A 17,367-nucleotide genomic window follows, 5' to 3' on the forward strand; every position below is an offset into this window, starting at 1 on the left:
TAATGATGATTATAACCAATATTCTACACTCTTTAAAAGTGTTAAGATGTTTTCACAAAAAAACTAACTATAACAATCATATACATATAAAACGCATAATACAATCATTAATAGCGAAATTGTTCTGATAAAATGCGCTCATCCCATGAATGATTTGAGTCAAAAAGGATTGAAGCTGTTACTTCTGTTGCCATTGAAATAGTAACTGAATGAACAGATTTAACTTCAATATTATCTGCAGCAGCGTTTACAGGGCGTTTGTCAGGTTCAAGCATATCAAAGCGCACTGTTACTGTATCGGGAAGCAAAGCTCCATGCCAACGCCGAGGGCGAAAAGGGCTAACGGGAGTGAGGGCCATAAGGGGAGCCATAAGAGGTAAGATAGGTCCTTGTGCTGATAAATTATAGGCGGTTGATCCAGCTGGTGTAGCGACGAGGATACCATCACAACTTAATTGTTCCATGCGTACGTTGTTATCAATGGTGATGCGAATTTTTGCCGCTTGATAAGATTGCCGAAAGAGGGATACTTCATTAATTGCAAGCGCCTCGATAGAATCTTGACATTCAGATTTTGCAATCATGCGCAGGGGATGGATTTCTTTTTTATGTGCGGCAGCAATACGATTGGGCAATTTTTTTTCATGAAATTCATTCATAAGAAATCCTACAGAACCTTGATTCATACCATAAATAGGTTTGCCTGTGTTCATGACATCTCGTACGGTTTGTAACATTGTCCCATCACCACCGATTGCAACAACAATATCAGTTTCTTCCAGAGAAGAATGACCATAAACGGAAATTAATTTATGGGTAGCTTTGATAGCCTCCTCAGTTTCTGCGGAAATAAAATGAAAGCGACTTGGTAATGTAGCCATTTAAAAATTATCCTGATACTTATAATTTATGTTGTAACTTATTTTTGAGAGTTTTGAAGTTGTAATAAAAGCTCTTTTTATAATAAAAAGAGCATTGAATAAAGAGAAGTTATTTCAAGGTAAAGTATCATTAAAAAGTAAAAGGAATGCGTCGTTAGATAAATTACAAACGAGTAATTTTTTTATTAGAATGATAATTTAGCATTGAAGCTAAGAGTATGATTAGTTAAAAGACCATAACTGATTTTAATAATCAGTGTGAAGCACCCGTAGCTCAGCTGGATAGAGCGCTGCCCTCCGAAGGCAGAGGTCACAGATTCGAATTCTGTCGGGTGCACCAAATTCTTCAACTTCATATCATCCTAAATAACAATATTACCTAAAAAAAAGCCAATTTCCTCTTTTATGAAAATGGTCATTTGAGTTGTTTATTAAGTTTTGTAGCGAATAAGCAAATAATTTCAAGAGAAGTAAAATTTACGGCTGCGTATATAATTTTTCGGTTAGTCATTTTGAATATCGAGATAAAAAAGCAAGATTATCTAAATATGCTTTCAATTTAACTATAAACATTTATAACATAAAAATACATATTAATTCAATATGTTATTGTACAACTGATCTGACGATGTTGACAGTAGATCGCTAAATATATTGTTTTGAGCATTAAAATAGATAGCTAAATTTGCTTTTATTCTATTTTTGGAGTTAAAGGCTGTTATGGTGATATGGAACGCGGATGAGGAATATCACCAGTTAAAGGAATAATAAGGGGGAAAAAACAACCGTCAAGATTTGAATTGTTTCAAAATGCTGTATTCGATATGGTTATCTGGTGATTTCTCTATACACCAATATTGCCAGTTATGTTGGATGAGGGATTGTTTAGCTTTAATCAACTTTTTTATATACCGAACGCTAATTATGGTGGTTATTTAGTTGGGAGTATGTTCTTTACGTTTGGCAGTAGTTGGGATTATATCTTTTACTCCTCGCATACTATCTTGTGCAGCTATAGTAATGAGTGCACTTAATTATTTCCATGGCGTTAACACTTAGTCCTTTTGATCCGTTTTGCTGTTGGTGAATGATGGTTTTGGGTTCTATTATGGTCATGCAGCATAGCCATAATGGGCGGATTATTTCTTCGCTTTAGGCAGGTGTAGGAGTTGGTATTCTCCTAGGTAATGAATATGTTATTATTAGCTTGAATATGACAACTATATCAAAAAACACCTCCGTTATTTCTTCCATTGCAAATGAAACCGCTCCTGTTAATCAGAAAAAACCATCTAAAATATGAATAGATCAATTAAATGGATTTCGTGACTGGTCATGTATATATATTATCGCATTCGTGCTTTAAAAGATTTTGGTGATGTAAAAAAGGCGGTCTAGATGCTTTTATTGAAAATGAAAGAGCAATCTCTCTCATGATGGCAATTGCTGGGTTGCTGATAATGCCGTGTTGTAAAATCTAGTCGTGTTTATGAAAATACAAGGGGCTATGGCAATACTGCCATTGGTGGCTATGTTTTATGGCAATACCCTTATATGTGATAAAACCTATGTGTATTTTTGTGCTCATATTTATGACAATGCTCATCTTTTTTATAATGGTTGAGTTTATCATTATGCGCGGGTTTATGGGAATGCAAAATTATCCGGTAGTGCACGTATTCATAGCAATGCCGCGGTTTATGATCATGCGGTTATTAGGCAAGGTTTACCGCAATGCTAGCATGGGGTATCATACTGATGGGTATAGCTCTGTTTATGGCAATGCAAGAATAAAAAGACATAGCGATTTATATTCGGTTCCCATAAATTTTGAGGTTTATGAAAGCAATAACGTTATCAAGATTGATAAACAGAATAAATGACAGACGTAGGGGCGCTTTTTTGATGGTTATAAACGCATCATAAAAGAAAGCTGTGCCATTGATATGACGCTGCTTTTAAATAGAGGTACTACAAATCATACAAAAGAAATCAATAATGCATATATACAAAACGTATCATATTGCAAACGCTCTATTCTATTGATTAAAACTGATCAATAGGAACGTAAATGACAGGTATAATATTTAATCACTCATTTGAATTACAGAATCTATAAACACTTTTGTATGGCTATAAAACGTATTAAGAATAACGCTCGCATTTTTGAAGTGGTCATTTGACACAAAGTACATTATCAAAATGTCTCAACGCTTAGTAGGTTCATATCAAGACAATCAAGAGAAAATGCGTATTAAGTGAATATTTGTAACAAAACCCGTTGTTTAAATTTACAAGCATTGGTTTTAAAAGCAGCTTTTCAGAAGACAATAAACAACCGCTTTTTATAAAATCTAAGGCTTTTAAACTGTTATAAAACCCAGGTTTCAAACGTTTTTATAGAGATATCATTTTATGTCTCTAAACGTTTAAACATTCATTTAGTGAGGTTCTCATAAGCGTATTTTTACTTTGCATTTAAACTGTAACTTTTAAAACGTTTTTTGCTTGTTTTCCTGCGTTATATCATTAAAAATCTTTTGATTTCTACGACATAACATTATCAATTTCATTACCTATTGTGATGATAATATCTATATAATGTCTGCTTATTATTGACTAACTTTTTAGTAAGCGCCGCTTTAAAATCGACTTATCTTTAAATCCTTTTATGTGCCCTTAATGAATTAAAACCTATTCTATGATAGTTTCAAATGATTATTTCTTTTAAGATTTAGCTCAAAAAAAAGAGGAAACCCCATACCATTCTTTAAACGCATGCAATTTATGTTATCGATAATTTCAAACGATTACGTTTTTAATAATGCGATTTGTGTGTGATAAAAACGTATCATAAAATTTATGAACTGTTATGAATGATAGCTGCGTTCACTTCATTTGAATGTTTACATGCGTTATAATATTTGCATCATGATTTGCTTTTTATGGTCTATCCATACATGGTAATTGTTTATGAAAAATGGTTAATTAAATCACGTATAAAAGTGTAGATTTTAAATGGGATTCATATAAAATAATTTGCACACAAACTATTGACTTTATTATATTTTTTTAGGAATAAGATTCCATCTCGTTTAGACGTTGCAAAAGAAATCACCAAATACCTTATTGATAAGATTCTTCTCTTACACGGCGTTATCACTTTTGTTTGCAAAAATCTGCTTTGCTTTTGACTTTTGATATGGATACAACCTCTTTTGAGGTAGAGCAAAGAATTTTTTAATCATGGAGAGTGCAACAGAGTTCTTCAAAAATCTTGATTGGTCTGTTGAAAAAATTAAAGAGTTAGATAATTATTCAGCATGTTATCAACTCCCAGATTGTGAAGTACAAATTCTTTATAATGACGCAATTATCAAAGGTTATCCGTAAGTTGATGTTGGAGTTTCGATTAGTACTGGTATTTTAGCTGCTGCCTATATGGTAATTGATCCCTATCAATTCTCAGCACTTACAAGATCTACAACTTGATTTTTATAAAAAGGGGTTGAGAGTTTGTGAAGAAGAAATATATGCGGATTGGTTGGAATTAAGCGGGATTATGTCTTGAAATAGGCGATAGAAAAAATTGATCTTCATAAATGCTTTTATTCCAGATATGGAGCACCACCTTGGCGATAGAGTGAAGTTGGAGGGCACATAAAGGTTATCAAGGTAGATGATGCAGATTATAGCTTACTTCATATTGGTGCACTGGCTTTATTGGGTGATGTTGCAACCTTACAATCTTATTATCAAAGTTTCGGTGCAGAGAATCATTTAGGCTTTGATGAAAATACCCAATAGCTTCATTTTGAACGTGTATTGGCTTTAGTCAAAGAAGTAGTCAAATCTAAGCAACACAGCTACGCTTTCATTGCAAAAGTAGTAAAAAATATGAACCATCTGGAAGAAAAACAAAGTTCTTAATAAGAGCTTTCCAGAGAGGTGGAGTTTCATTCTTGGAAGGAAAAAAATAGCTAAATTTATCGAAACAAAAGCTAAGGAATAGCTCCTTAAGAAATATCAAGAAGATCTAAAAAGATTATAGGAGCCAGAGTCTGGTTTAAAGATGCCATCATCAGTTGAGTGAACTCAACAATGGTGGAGTTTTATCCATTGGCGGAAATCTGATGTTTGAAAGAGGCTTTCTTGATGTGAAGGTAATATTGTAATAAATAATTATTATAAATCAATATGTTGTATATATTCATTGTTTTGAGATTAATGACCATTGACAAATAATTTTGCACCATTTTCTCTCTTCCAGCTTTTTGTCAATCATCAATGAAAATTTTTTATAATGGAAAGTTCATTGATAATATAACTTTTGTATGTCATTACTTTACGCTTAAAAAAAATACAAAAATAATGAAATGCAATTGAGTTATCAACTGCTTATTCTTTTCAATTTTTAATCATAAAAAAATCTTTTTATTCATTTTGCTTATAAAAAGAATTAGCTTTTTTCTGGTGATACAAGTGGAGAAATAAGGATTTTAGATATGTTTCGGCGTTCCATTTCAATCACTTTAAAGTGTAAACCATCAGTTTCAAAACTTTCTCCCTCATTTGGTAAATGACCAAACTGCCAAAGCATAAAGCCTGCCAGAGTCGTATAACGATCTGCTTCATCCACAAGGTTACGCCCAAGATAACCACTTAAACGGCGGATATCAGCATATCCCTCAACAAGAAGACTGCCATTTTCAAGTTGTTCTGCGATCATAAGTTCTTCATCGTCATCAGGAAAGTCTCCTGCAATAGCTTCGAGAATATCGGTTGGTGTTGCAATTCCTTCAAAAGATCCATGCTCATCAACAATAATTGCAAGCTGAATCGAAGAATGACGTAATTGCTCCATCAATCGTAAAACACTTGTATTTTCATGAACAACGAGGGGTTCTCGCATAGCTTTTTTCCAATTAATCTTTTTCCCCTCAGCCAAATTCAAAAGAAGATCTTTTGTCAATGCAACGCCAACAAATTCATCCACTTTTTCACGCGCAAGAATTAAGCGGCTATGTTTAACCTTTTGTAATTCTTCACGCATTTCATTTTCATCAGCATTTAAATCTAACCACTCAATCTCATTACGCGGCGACATGATAGAGCGAACAGGGCGATCAGCTAAATCGAGAACACCACGAATCATCTCCTTTTCTTCTGGTCTAAACAACTCAGAAGCTGCGGCCTGTTCAGCAATAACATCTACAGTCTCAGCAAGGTGACTATCTTTGCTTCCTCCTCCTAAGAGCCTCAAAACAGCATCAGCTGTTCTACTGCGTAGATCATTCGTTTTAATCATTTTTTCACGGTTACGACGTCCAATTTGATTAAAAGCTTCGATAAGAACAGAAAAACCAATAGCAGCATACAAATACCCTTTTGGAATATGAAAACCAAATCCTTCAACAATGAGAGTAAAACCAATCATCATCAAAAAACCAAGACAAAGGATTACAATAGTGGGATGACGATTAATAAAACGCATAAGAGCACCAGATCCGCACATCATTACTCCCATAGCAGCTATGACTGCGATATACATAACTGCTGCCTGCTCTTTTGCAATCATACCTGTTGCGGTAATAATACTGTCTAGTGAAAAAACGGCATCCAGCACCACGACTTGGACGATTACTTGCCAAAAAACAGCATAACCAACGCCTGTTTTTCTTTCATGTGATACTCCTTCTAACCTTTCATGTAATTCTAGCGTTCCCTTTGCGAGCAAAAAGGCTCCACCACCGATTAAAATAAAGCTATGCCAACTAAATACAAAAGATGAAAGTGAAAGAATTACTCTATCGAGTCTCATAACCCATCCAATAACGGTAAGAAGAAAAAGCCGCATAATTAATGCTAAAGTAAGACCTATAAAGCGTGCGCGGTCACGCAAATTCAGTGGCAATTTTTCAGCTAAAATTGCAATAAAGATAAGGTTATCTATTCCTAAAACAATTTCGAGAAAAACCAGCGTGATCAAACCAAACCACGCATGGGGATCAGTGATCCATTCCATCATTCCTTACCTTTTAGAAGCTTAAAAGCGCGCGATTGACAAAAAAAATTCATAGGCTTTTATTCGTATATTGGATCATGAACATTGAATGTAAAAAACTTATATTCAAAGAAAAAAACAGCACAATATTGCTTGAATGCATGTGATTTTTGATAAAACAAAATGATGCCCCATCCCGCTTACAACCACAAGAAGGTTCCTCTAATTTTCGCTCGGGCATTATGCTCGATAATCCTCTAACTATAGGTTCTGTATAACAATCAGAACATTTATTTATAAAGCTTGTTATAATGGGTTTATTTTTATATAAGATCAAGTGGTGAATATCATATTTTTAACCTTACAGACAATGAGTTTATATAACAAACAACAAAATATCTGGACATCTATCCTTAGGAGCGTTATAGAAACGCTCATTCACGTCTTTTGAGAAGCTTATGGGTGATTAGCTCAGTCGGTAGAGCAGCTGACTCTTAATCAGCGGGTCGTGGGTTCGATCCCCTCATCACCCACCATTTTATTTTATACCGTAAATAACTTATTGATTGCGTAATTTTTTTAAGGTACGAGTTGCTAAATAAAATTGGGCAGTAGGATTTCCCCATATCTGTTTGTTTAAAAGTGAAGATTGTTGATATAGCTTAGTCATCGGTGTTTGTACTTTTTAGGGGACTCAAAGAACTTCCAAAGGACATTTAAAGATCTTTTAATGCGTATTGTTTCTTTTTTTTAAGTCGCAATTGGTAAGGAGAAGCTTCTTACCGACAATTGTGTTATTTAAAAGGGTACAAAAATCAACAGTTTTCACTTTATTTTAATATAAATTGATTAAAGTTTTTGGGATTTTTAGCATATTGTTTAAAGACAGAAGAAACTTTACACTTTAGTTGTGTCAGCAGCGTGGATATTTTTTGATAACTCTCCCGCTTAAACAAAAAACTTCTGTAATAATCATCAGTATTCCAAGAGGGTAAATCAATATAAAATAAAGTAGTTAGCTGGACATACAATTCAAGTCGTGAATGCTTAGCGAAAAACATGAATAACATGATCACGTTCTATAATAGCGAAGTACAACGTTTTAATAATGCTTATGGGCATTTTGATAGCAGGATACGTAAAAATGCTGTAGACAATTTTGTTAACGTTGATGCTAAAAAAATCAGTTGGAGTAGTAGTCTAAAAGAAGAGTTTGTAAGAGGAAAAATTTCCGAATTTGAAAGTAATTGTTCAGTTCAAAGTCTTTATCGTCCCTTTACAAAGCAATGGCTCTATTACAATCGTATTTTTAATGAAAGAACTTACCAGATGCCTCGTATATTTCCGATGGGGCAAGTAGTCGAAAATAAGGTAATACAAATTACAGGTATAGGAGTAAATGGTTTTTCTACCCTAATGATAAAAGATTTACCTGATGTTAATGCTATGGCTGCTAGCCAATGCTTTCCAAGATATTTTTATGAAGAGACTACAATTTCAAAGAATAAAAACAAAAAACAATCCCATTTATTTACAGACTTTACAGAAGCAAACACAACAGCTGGTTTACAGAAGCGTGATGGCATTACAGATGCGGGATTAGCACATTTTAAAGCGGCTTATCCTAATGAAACCATAACAAAAGATGATTTATTCTATTATGTTTACGGTCTACTTCATTCGGAAGGTTATCGCTCTCGTTATGCTGATAACCTCTCTAAAGAATTGCCTCGTATCCCTTGTGTAAAAAGTGCTGAAGATTTTTGGAAGTTTGTAACAGCAGGGCGTAAACTGGGGCATTTGCACGTGAATTATGAAACTGTAGAGCCTTATCCAGTGACCTTTAAAAAGGGTAATCCAAAATTAACTGATATCTCTAATCCCGAAAAATTCTATTATGTAACTGAAATGAAATTCGCAAAAATTAAGAATAGTAAGGAAAAGGATAAATCAACTGTCATTTATAACAGCAATATCACAATGACAGATATCCCTCTTGAAGCTTATGAGTATATCGTCAATGGCAAGCCTGCTCTTGAATGGGTTATGGGGCGTCAGTGTGTAAAGACTGATAAAAAGAGTGGCATTGTGAATGATGCCAACCGTTATGCTGTTGAAACCGTTAGCAACCCTGCCTACCCTCTAGAATTGTTTCAAAGGGTTATTACCGTAAGTTTAGAAACAATGAAAATCGTAAAAAACTTACCAAAATTAGAAATAAAAGAAACTGAATAACTTATAAAGCATGCTCACATAATGGGTATGATAAACGCATAAGGGGTATAGAGCTTATAACCATAATCTATACCTCTTTTGTGAAGTTAATTAGATACAATCCTAATATGCGTTATTCTAAAAAGAAAGCCCATCTTAAATAGAGTTAGATTTTTTTACATTGCCTTTAAGAGGTTATACCGTAATCTAAAATGAGTGCTTTATCCTTTTCAAAAGCTTTGTTTAAAGAGGGTTATATATATTCATTTTGCTTATAGGTTTTGAAGGTGTAAAAACCGTCAACCCCCCCTCAAAACGTATATTATTAGTTGAATTTATAAATTGCATTATCAATAGAGGTTGTTTTTTTAAGGTCTATAAAATATTAACCTATTGAAATACAATGTTTTTACTTTTTATCGTTTTTTTACATAATAGCAGCAACCCTCAAAACTCAAAATCCCTTCAAAACTCATAACCTAATGATCTTGATAGCATTTCTTATGGGGTACAAGCTATCTTTTGAAAGGCTTTAAAAGATCATATGCTTTCATAAAGCACGTTGTAATCAATTCTCTAAAATCATAAGTTTATATCTTCAAAAGAACTGATAAAAATTCATAAAAAGGATTTTGATAACGTAATCAGTTGCTTTTCATAAGACACGTTTTAATGACACACTAAAATGATCACTTTTGTCAGTTCAATTTACTGACACATAACTGACAAATATATATTGTTAGTTGAATTTATTGGTTATTATTTAATAAAGGTTGTATCATTAAAATACTAACCTATTGAAATATATTGATTTTAATTTTCTCTCATTTAAAAAAAATAATATAGGGTCTAAAAGGAACTGACAAAACTGACACAACTGACAAAAGCCTATTAAAAGGGATTTTGCTAATCTTTATAATGATAAATCTCTCTTTAGATATTTTCATAAGTGTTTTCATAACAGTCTCTAAATTACAATTATCATATATCTTATTTATCATTTCTCTCATGAAAATGAAAAATGATGCCATGGCTATAAAGCATATAACAATTATAAAGAATGCGTAAAAACAGTAGCTTTGTTTAAATAAAGCAAAGATGCAAATGAATGCATTGGTTATAAGAGCGCGGTGCCTATTAAGATAGTGCAAATGATAAATGCGTTATAAACAAAATTCACAAAAAAATTAAAATTCATTTAGTAAAAAATTTGATAGGTATAAAGATAAAAAAAACGCATTATGAGAGCGTTTCTAAATATTATAAATGTATAGATTCAAAAAATAACGCAATCGTTTCAGAAAGCCCATAATATAGCTTTAAAAGCATATAAATATAAAAGAAGCAATTCATAATCATAAGATATTATCAATACATAACGCATCTAAAAAAATACAAAAAAATATCAAAAAAGATAAAATATTATTTGATAATAAATACGTATTTTGTTATATAAATAATCAAGTGCTTAACAACACTAAACAAACAGCGGTTAGATTACGAAACAATCTTTCCCATCTTTTAAAATACTGACTGTCTTTTATGTTATGATTAGCATATAATGATTATGTCGGGTGTGGTTACACCATACAATACTCTTTATGAGAAAAGTGTAATGACGGACTGTTTGCCGTGTTTGTTAGCACCCGACGCCCTTATGGGTTGTCAATAACAATATTATTCAAACAGGTTTTAAATATGACAAATATATCAAACAACACCCCCGTTAATAAGAAAAAAACATCAAAAAAATATGAATTTACTAGTGAAATGGATTGCGTAGCTGGTCATTTCTTATATCGCATCCGTGCTTTAAGAGATTTTGGGGATGTCAAGGCGGGCGATCTAGGCGGTTTTATTGAAAAGGAAAGCAACTTATCTCACAAAGGAAATTGCTGGGTTTATGACAAAGCGCGTGTTTTTGAAAATGCAAGGGTTTATGACAATGCTAAAGTCAAAGGCTTTTTTGTAGACGTTTATGGCGATGCACGTATTTATGGAAATGCTATTTTTCAAGGCATGGCAATAAATGATTATTGTGAGGTTTATGGCAATGCTCATGTTAGCAATGCCGTTGTAATTGAAGGCAATGCTAAAATTTATGATAACGCCCGTGTCACTGATCATGCTCATATTTGTGATGATGCCGTTATTTGTGATGATGCTCATGTTGGAGGCAATGCAAAAATAAGCGGCGCTGCTCATATTTGTGATGGCTCGCGTGTTTTTGATGATGCCGTGGTTTGTGGGGCTCTTATCTCTGGCGATTCTTATGTTCACAGCGCCGCCTCTTTAACAGCAGATGATCATATTTGGGATGAGGCATATCCAGAATTTGGGAGTGAAGATGATTATTACCGTCATGAGTATTATGCTGATTGTGAATGGTATTATGACGATGATAATGACAGCGAATATGAAAATGATGCTGCGTAAATAACGCGCGGGCGCGGCGGGGAGCGCCCCTCTTTAAAACATCTCATTTTAAAATTTAAATCTATTTATAAAGGAATTGTGCTATGCAAAAAAAGTTTGCACTCACAAATGAAATGCGTGTATTTAATAATAAAACTCTTTATCGCATTAAAGCTTTAAGAGATTTTGATGATGTTAAGGCTGGTCACTTGGGCGGCTTTATTGAAAGTGAAGACAACCTCTCTCATGATGGTAATTGCTGGGTTTATGATAATGCTCTTGTTTTAAACCCTGCCCATATTTACGAAAATGCCAAGATTTTTAATAAGGCTATTATAATGGGCTTTGTTTATGGCAATGCTCATGTCTGTGATCACGCCCGCGTTTATGCAAATGCTCATGTTTATGATAATGCGCATCTTTCTTATAATGCTTGGGTTTATCATCAAGCGCGGGTTTATGGCAATGCAAAATTATCAGGAAGTGCACGTATTCATGGCAATGCCGAGGTTTATGATCATGCTTCTATTAGTGGTGCTGCAAAAATTTATGGCAAGGTTTATGGTCGTGCTAGTGTGGGGTGCCATGCCAAGATTAAAGGCTGTGTTTATGGCAATGCAAAAATCTCTGGTTATTTCATGGTCATAGGTAATGTCTATGGCAATGCAAGGTTAAAAAGACATAGTGATCTTTATTGGGTTCCTAATGATTGTGAGGTTTATGAAAGCGATAACGTTGTAAAGGTTATTGCAAATAACGCTGCGTGAATAACGTGCGGGCGCGGTGGGGGCGCCTGCTTTCAATCCAATTTTCCATTTCAAATTTTAGAAAACGTTTATCACATTAGATTGTGAGGGTATCTCTATGTGCAAAAAATATGAATTAACCAATCAAATCAAACAGATTAAAGAGAGACTTACTAAGCAAATTACAAACCTTTATCGTATTCGGGCTTTAAAAGATTTCGATGATGTTAAGGCGGGGGATCTGGGCGGTTATATCGAAAATGAAAGCAATTTATCTCACTATGGCAATTGCTGGGTGTATGATGACGCTTGTGTCTATGGTTATGCTCATGTTTCTGATTATGCTAAAGTACGTCATTTGTCTCATGTGCGGGGGCGGGTCTATGGGAATGCTGAGGTCTATGGAAAGGCTTTAATCACTCGATATGCTAAAGTTTATGACCATGCTTGTGTCTATGGGAGTGCTCATGTGGCTGGCAATATCTATGGCAATGCTCATGTCTGTGATCACGCCCGCGTTTATAGCAATGCCCATGTTTATCAACATGCGCGCGTTTCTCATGATGTTTTTGTTTATGATCATGCTAGGATCTATGGTCATTCAAAGGTTTCTGGCTCTGCTTGTATTTACAGCAGTGCAAAAATTTATGGACAAGCTACTATCAAAGGCTTTGCAAAGATTTATGGTAAGGTTTACGGCTCTGCTCTTGTGAGTGGGCGTGCTGCGATTTATGGCTCTGTTTATGGAAATGCAAAAATCTCTGGTTCTGTAAAGGTCTATGGTCGTGCCTATGGTAAAGCAAAAATAGATAAACAAAGCAATGTAAGATCAGTTGCTCAAAATTATGAGGTTTATCAAAGCGATAATGTCGTCAAGATTGTTGATAAAACAGAATAAAAATAGACATGGGGGTGCCTTTTAATAGGATAACTCCATCATAAAAGAGAGTATTCATAAAAGAAAGCCGTGCCAAGTGATATGACGCGGCTTTCACGTAATGATTCTAATGATAAAAAAAAATAATCATCTACAATGGAGTAATAAATGCATATATACAAAACGTATCATATTGCAAGTGCTCTATTGAGATATGAAAACTTATCAAAAGGAATGTATGATGCGTATGATCTTTAATCACTCATTTGAATGAGAGAGCCTATAAATGCTTTTCGTTTCTCTCAAACGTATCAAACAAATCAAAACGCTTTTTAGATTCATCTCAATACAATCAAAAGCAAATGCCTATTAGACTAATGTCTTTTTTAAAACGTTCTTTTTACATCTGTAAACGTTGGTTTTCAAAACAATCTCTCATAAGACAATAAACAAGCGTTTTTATCAAACGCAAGGCTTTAAAAACTGTTATAAACATCTGTTTCAAACGTTTAAACGTTCACTTAGAGAGGGTCTCATAAGCGTATTGTTAAACTATAACTTTTAAAACATTTCTTAGTACCAAGTCTAAAGTAGATAGTAATTCTACTGCCATGGCATTGTTCGCTTCCATTTTTTTGTGGAAGCGAATACAGTTGCGTTCTTCAAAACTAGCTATGCACTATATTCATTAAAAGGCTTTTGATTTCATAAGATATAATGTTTTGAATTTCATGACCTTTATTTCCTACCTCGGTAAAAAATACCGTGGTTTTAAAATCGATCTTCTCTTTAAATCATTTTATGCAATCTTTATGAATTAAACCTATAAGCTTATGACTGCTTCAAACAGTTAATTTTTTTAATGCCATTTTAAAGGTTTTCCCCAATTTTGGGGAAAATTATATGATCTCTATTTTCTATAAATGCGTATCTTTTGATACAATTTACCTTATAACAGTTTCGAACGATTACCCTCTTATAGAATGATCTAATATTGCTATAACACTCTTTAGATTTTGCGCTCGCCAATTTTGGCGAACGTTAATTTGTTATTTTATGCGATTAACAATCCAATCTTTAAAACAAGAGTGATCTTAAACGTATGTTATCGATAATTTCAAACAACTAAATTTTTAAACAATGTGATTTGTGCTATGATAAAAACGTATCATAAGATTTATGAACTGTTATGAATGATAACTGCTTTTCATTTCATTTGAACGTTTACATGCGTTATAATATTTACATCATGATTTGCTTTTTATGGTCTATTCATACATGGCAATTGTTTATAAAAAATGGTCAATTTAAACATGCACAAAAAGATGGATTCTTGAGTGGATTCATATAAAATAATTGCAAACAACATATTGACTTTATTGTGTTTTTATGCATAATGTGAATTATACAACATTTACCATTTAGTTTTTCTGTCAAAATATTTATGAAGCGCGTTAAGAGCGACCCGCAATGAATTCACAAGATGTGGTAATGTTTGGTCTTCGACAACAATATATTGTATTGCTGCATAAAGATTATACTGTCTATAGAGATGTTGTGTTTCTTTTATCGCCTCTTGCATATTAGAAAACTGTCCTGTTGCAAATTCGACCCATTTTTCTCTTGCTTTGTCATCAGAAGATGATGGTATTTCGTCATAAACAGCGCTTGGTAAACCTTTTGCACACAAATAGTCATTTTTCACTTCAAGATATTTTTGCGCAGCATCATACTGATCTTGAGTAAGCACACCTTGCAAACATAGCCGCCCAACATAAGACCCAGCAAGCGGATTTTTAGCCTCTTCAATCGTCAAACCAAAGCGTTTAGCACGCATTTCAATCGCCAATTGATTAACAGGATCTTGACGTACTTTCACTTGTGAAATGTAAGCATCTTTCTTTTTCATACATCCCCTAATCTGTGGGAGCCCACATGTTTCTCTTTGCTCTATTTATCAATCAAAATGGTATGCTGTCATTAAGAGAGGCACTATAATCAGCAGCACCTGAAGCGATAGCATAATTTTGAGAAGTAATGGATGAAGGGGCAGATTGCTCTTTCTTGACATCAAGCAAATACAACTCGCCTTTGAATTGTGGTACAACAATCTCTGTTGTATAACGGTCATGCCCATTTTTATCTTGCCATTTGAGTGTCTGTAATTTTCCTTCTACGTAAACCTTTGAATCTTTGTTGAGATATTGAAGTGCAATTTTTGCTAAATGTGGATTAAAAATCACCACGGAGTGCCATTCAGTTTTCTCTACTTTTTGATGAGTATTTTTATCCGTATAGCTTTCAGAAGTTGCCATACGAAAATTGACTATTTCTGCTCCAGAATTCATTGTTTTGCTTTCGGGATCAGCACCTAAACGCCCGATTAACATCACTTTATTTAGCATGTTTTTTTACCTTAAACTTGTATTTTAATACATACAAAATCCTAGCATAATTTGCATATTTTTTCAATTATTTCAAAAGGATATTATTGTTTTTTAATATATAAAATTATGTTTTTTTATCTTTTGATAAACATAAAGCCACATCACGCAAATGACATGGCTTTCTTTTTTCTATTTTAAAGCAGGCGCCCCCGCACCGCCGCTGCTTTTTTATGCAACTTTCTCTAAAGTCTTTTCACGACCAGTGATGACAACATTGTCACTAACATCATTATGAACACTAGCATTGCCAAATACTCTTGCATTCCCATAAACTTCAGCATATATGTCAACGCTAGCATTGCCAAATACATGCGCATTCCCATAAACCTTCCCTCTAACAATTGCCATAAACATGACCATCTATCCAAACCTTACCGTGAATTTTTGCATTATCGTAAACACGGGCGTCACCATAGACCCAAGCATCACCAAAGATTTGTGCATTACCGTAAACACGCGCCCTTTGACAAACACGAGCGTTATCTCTAACCCAGCAATCACCATCATGCGAAAGGTGCATACTGCTTTCTATAAATCCACCTAGGTCACCTGCTTTTACGTCTCCAAAATCTCTAATGGCTCTAATACGACGCAATGTGTGTAAACCAGCAACAATTGTCTCACCTGTAAATTCATATTTTTTCATTGGAATTTTTCCTTATCGTAAAAAAAGTTTCTATTGACAGCCCATAAGAGCGTCGGGCGCTAGAAACACGGCGATAAGTCCGCTGTATGCTTTCCCCTAAAAAGGGTATTGTATGGCATAACCACACCCGACATAAATCATTATACGCTCTTAAAGCATAAAAGAAAGTCAGTACTTTAAATACATGGGAGAAACCTTACGTGGTTTATCCGCTTATCGCTAAGTGTTTCTACACACTTGATGCCTTTCTAACAGCATGCCTTTCCAATGTCAACATGCCTTTGCAATTTTTTTCCTTTTTTATACTTACCTAATTGAATATAATGCGCTTTTTCTAGCTTGCTGTCTATAAGGTCATAAGAATGAAGTCTCTGTAAAAAAATATAAAATCGGAAATTTTACTATGGCTTTTTAACTGAGCACTGTAGTGTGTAAATAGATATATTTATTAAACTGCGTGTATGTAACATAAGAAACAATACACAAACTAAAAAGGAATACCAAAGAGCAATATCTGAGTACCAAAGTACAGTATCCAATGAAAAAGAAAGCTTATGCTCTACGTAATTAGAAATAACAGATAAAGAAACCGTTTCTTTATAACTACTTGGGAAAATTAAAACGACAAGCGCTAAAATTATTATCTTTAAGAATCTGTGCAAATACTGTTGTAAATCACGTGTTAGTTTCACCCAACCCGTTGTATCATCATCTTTATATTTTGGATTGTTCTGCAACTCAAAAGGAATATGAGAATTGCATAAAATTACAAAAATATTTGTTATTATTATCAAACCAAAAGATGCAAATATCAAAATACTTTGAATAAAGTAGGGATTTTTTTTTAATTCCTAAAAAACATAAAAATATAAAAGTTATAATACCAAACAAGGCTCTTAGCTGCTTATCTGTAAACATATTTATTTCCTACGGTACCTTTTTGTCGATTTAAATGCATGTCTAATCGTAAAATGATCAGCACTTTTCACTATTTTGCTGTTTTAAGCCGCTTTTGAATTGCTACTGTCATGACACTCTTCACTAGGCTTTCCTATACTCATGAATGAAATGCGCTTGCCTCCTAAGGCTAGGTTACGCGTATTTTCAACTGCTGTAAAAACTCTCTCAGCAACACCA

Annotated in this window: 12 protein-coding genes, 2 tRNA genes and 2 pseudogenes; 9 read left to right on the forward strand and 7 right to left on the reverse strand. The window is 33.9% G+C overall.

From position 1 onward, the window contains the following. Positions 1-107: 107 nt before the first annotated feature. Positions 108-881, reverse strand: a complete 774-nt coding sequence (locus ACFIMX_RS06965; RefSeq protein WP_375694229.1) for an NAD kinase — start codon at positions 879-881, stop codon at positions 108-110. 263 nt (positions 882-1,144) lie between these two features. Between ACFIMX_RS06965 and ACFIMX_RS06970 the strand changes: the two genes are divergently transcribed. The 4 genes from ACFIMX_RS06970 (at position 1,145) to ACFIMX_RS06985 (ending at position 4,688) form a co-directional block, all read left to right on the forward strand. Continuing rightward, positions 1,145-1,221, forward strand: a tRNA-Arg gene (locus ACFIMX_RS06970). 526 nt (positions 1,222-1,747) lie between these two features. Next, positions 1,748-1,915, forward strand: a complete 168-nt coding sequence (locus tag ACFIMX_RS06975) for a hypothetical protein (RefSeq protein WP_375694230.1) — start codon at positions 1,748-1,750, stop codon at positions 1,913-1,915. 600 nt (positions 1,916-2,515) lie between these two features. Next, positions 2,516-2,764 carry a hypothetical protein gene (locus tag ACFIMX_RS06980; RefSeq protein ID WP_375694231.1) on the forward strand — a complete coding sequence of 83 codons (249 nt, stop codon included), beginning with the start codon at positions 2,516-2,518 and terminating at the stop codon, positions 2,762-2,764. 1,822 nt (positions 2,765-4,586) lie between these two features. Further along, the gene (locus ACFIMX_RS06985) at positions 4,587-4,688 is read left to right on the forward strand and encodes a hypothetical protein (protein ID WP_375639765.1); all 102 of its coding nucleotides are present in this window, start codon (positions 4,587-4,589) and stop codon (positions 4,686-4,688) included. Positions 4,689-5,340: 652 nt separating this feature from the next. Here ACFIMX_RS06985 and ACFIMX_RS06990 read toward each other — a convergent pair. Next, positions 5,341-6,909: a TerC family protein gene (locus ACFIMX_RS06990; RefSeq protein ID WP_375618346.1), complete on the reverse strand. Its 1,569-nt coding sequence runs from the start codon at positions 6,907-6,909 to the stop codon at positions 5,341-5,343. 436 nt (positions 6,910-7,345) lie between these two features. On the opposite strand from ACFIMX_RS06990, the gene ACFIMX_RS06995 reads away from it, so the two are divergent. From ACFIMX_RS06995 to ACFIMX_RS07015, 5 genes and pseudogenes are all read left to right on the forward strand, one after another. Further along, a tRNA-Lys gene (locus ACFIMX_RS06995) sits at positions 7,346-7,421 on the forward strand. A gap of 481 nt (positions 7,422-7,902) precedes the next feature. Continuing rightward, a pseudogene (locus tag ACFIMX_RS07000) lies at positions 7,903-9,120 on the forward strand (type ISP restriction/modification enzyme); the annotation flags it as partial. Between the two features lie 1,677 nt (positions 9,121-10,797). Then, positions 10,798-11,535: a hypothetical protein gene (locus tag ACFIMX_RS07005; RefSeq protein ID WP_375694232.1), complete on the forward strand. Its 738-nt coding sequence runs from the start codon at positions 10,798-10,800 to the stop codon at positions 11,533-11,535. 83 nt (positions 11,536-11,618) lie between these two features. Next, positions 11,619-12,281 (forward strand): hypothetical protein, encoded by a 663-nt coding sequence (locus tag ACFIMX_RS07010; RefSeq protein ID WP_375694233.1) that lies wholly within the window; start codon positions 11,619-11,621, stop codon positions 12,279-12,281. 97 nt (positions 12,282-12,378) lie between these two features. Beyond that, on the forward strand, positions 12,379-13,158 hold the full coding sequence (locus ACFIMX_RS07015; RefSeq protein WP_375639780.1) for a hypothetical protein: 780 nt from the start codon (positions 12,379-12,381) through the stop codon (positions 13,156-13,158). Between the two features lie 1,393 nt (positions 13,159-14,551). On the opposite strand, the gene ACFIMX_RS07020 is transcribed toward ACFIMX_RS07015, so the two are convergent. From ACFIMX_RS07020 to ACFIMX_RS07040, 5 genes and pseudogenes are all read right to left on the reverse strand, one after another. Next, positions 14,552-15,046: a hypothetical protein gene (locus ACFIMX_RS07020; protein WP_375694234.1), complete on the reverse strand. Its 495-nt coding sequence runs from the start codon at positions 15,044-15,046 to the stop codon at positions 14,552-14,554. 52 nt (positions 15,047-15,098) lie between these two features. Then, a complete protein-coding gene (ssb, locus tag ACFIMX_RS07025; protein WP_375694235.1) occupies positions 15,099-15,542 on the reverse strand; it encodes a single-stranded DNA-binding protein in 444 nt (147 codons plus the stop codon). 210 nt (positions 15,543-15,752) lie between these two features. Then, positions 15,753-15,932: a hypothetical protein gene (locus ACFIMX_RS07030; RefSeq protein WP_375640156.1), complete on the reverse strand. Its 180-nt coding sequence runs from the start codon at positions 15,930-15,932 to the stop codon at positions 15,753-15,755. Then, entirely contained in the window at positions 15,919-16,230 is a 312-nt protein-coding gene (locus ACFIMX_RS07035) for a hypothetical protein (RefSeq protein WP_375640154.1), read from the reverse strand. Before ACFIMX_RS07035 ends, ACFIMX_RS07030 begins: the two co-directional genes overlap by 14 nt. Positions 16,231-16,631: 401 nt before the next feature. Further along, positions 16,632-17,148: pseudogene (locus ACFIMX_RS07040) on the reverse strand (hypothetical protein). Positions 17,149-17,367: the final 219 nt, after the last annotated feature.

This window comes from Bartonella sp. AD24XZML, assembly GCF_042196485.1.
In the GTDB taxonomy this organism is placed as follows: Bacteria; Pseudomonadota; Alphaproteobacteria; order Rhizobiales; family Rhizobiaceae; genus Bartonella.

Coding starts and splice junctions, on each gene's coding strand:
- ACFIMX_RS07035 (WP_375640154.1), bottom strand. CDS start 16,230: ATGAAAAAATATGAATTTACAGGTGAGACAATTGTTGCTGGTTTACAC.
- ACFIMX_RS06965 (WP_375694229.1), bottom strand. CDS start 881: ATGGCTACATTACCAAGTCGCTTTCATTTTATTTCCGCAGAAACTGAG.
- ACFIMX_RS06980 (WP_375694231.1), top strand. CDS start 2,516: ATGCGCGGGTTTATGGGAATGCAAAATTATCCGGTAGTGCACGTATTC.
- ACFIMX_RS07010 (WP_375694233.1), top strand. CDS start 11,619: ATGCAAAAAAAGTTTGCACTCACAAATGAAATGCGTGTATTTAATAAT.
- ACFIMX_RS06990 (WP_375618346.1), bottom strand. CDS start 6,909: ATGATGGAATGGATCACTGATCCCCATGCGTGGTTTGGTTTGATCACG.
- ssb (WP_375694235.1), bottom strand. CDS start 15,542: ATGCTAAATAAAGTGATGTTAATCGGGCGTTTAGGTGCTGATCCCGAA.
- ACFIMX_RS07020 (WP_375694234.1), bottom strand. CDS start 15,046: ATGAAAAAGAAAGATGCTTACATTTCACAAGTGAAAGTACGTCAAGAT.
- ACFIMX_RS06975 (WP_375694230.1), top strand. CDS start 1,748: ATGTTGGATGAGGGATTGTTTAGCTTTAATCAACTTTTTTATATACCG.
- ACFIMX_RS07005 (WP_375694232.1), top strand. CDS start 10,798: ATGACAAATATATCAAACAACACCCCCGTTAATAAGAAAAAAACATCA.
- ACFIMX_RS07015 (WP_375639780.1), top strand. CDS start 12,379: ATGTGCAAAAAATATGAATTAACCAATCAAATCAAACAGATTAAAGAG.
- ACFIMX_RS07030 (WP_375640156.1), bottom strand. CDS start 15,932: ATGGCAATTGTTAGAGGGAAGGTTTATGGGAATGCGCATGTATTTGGC.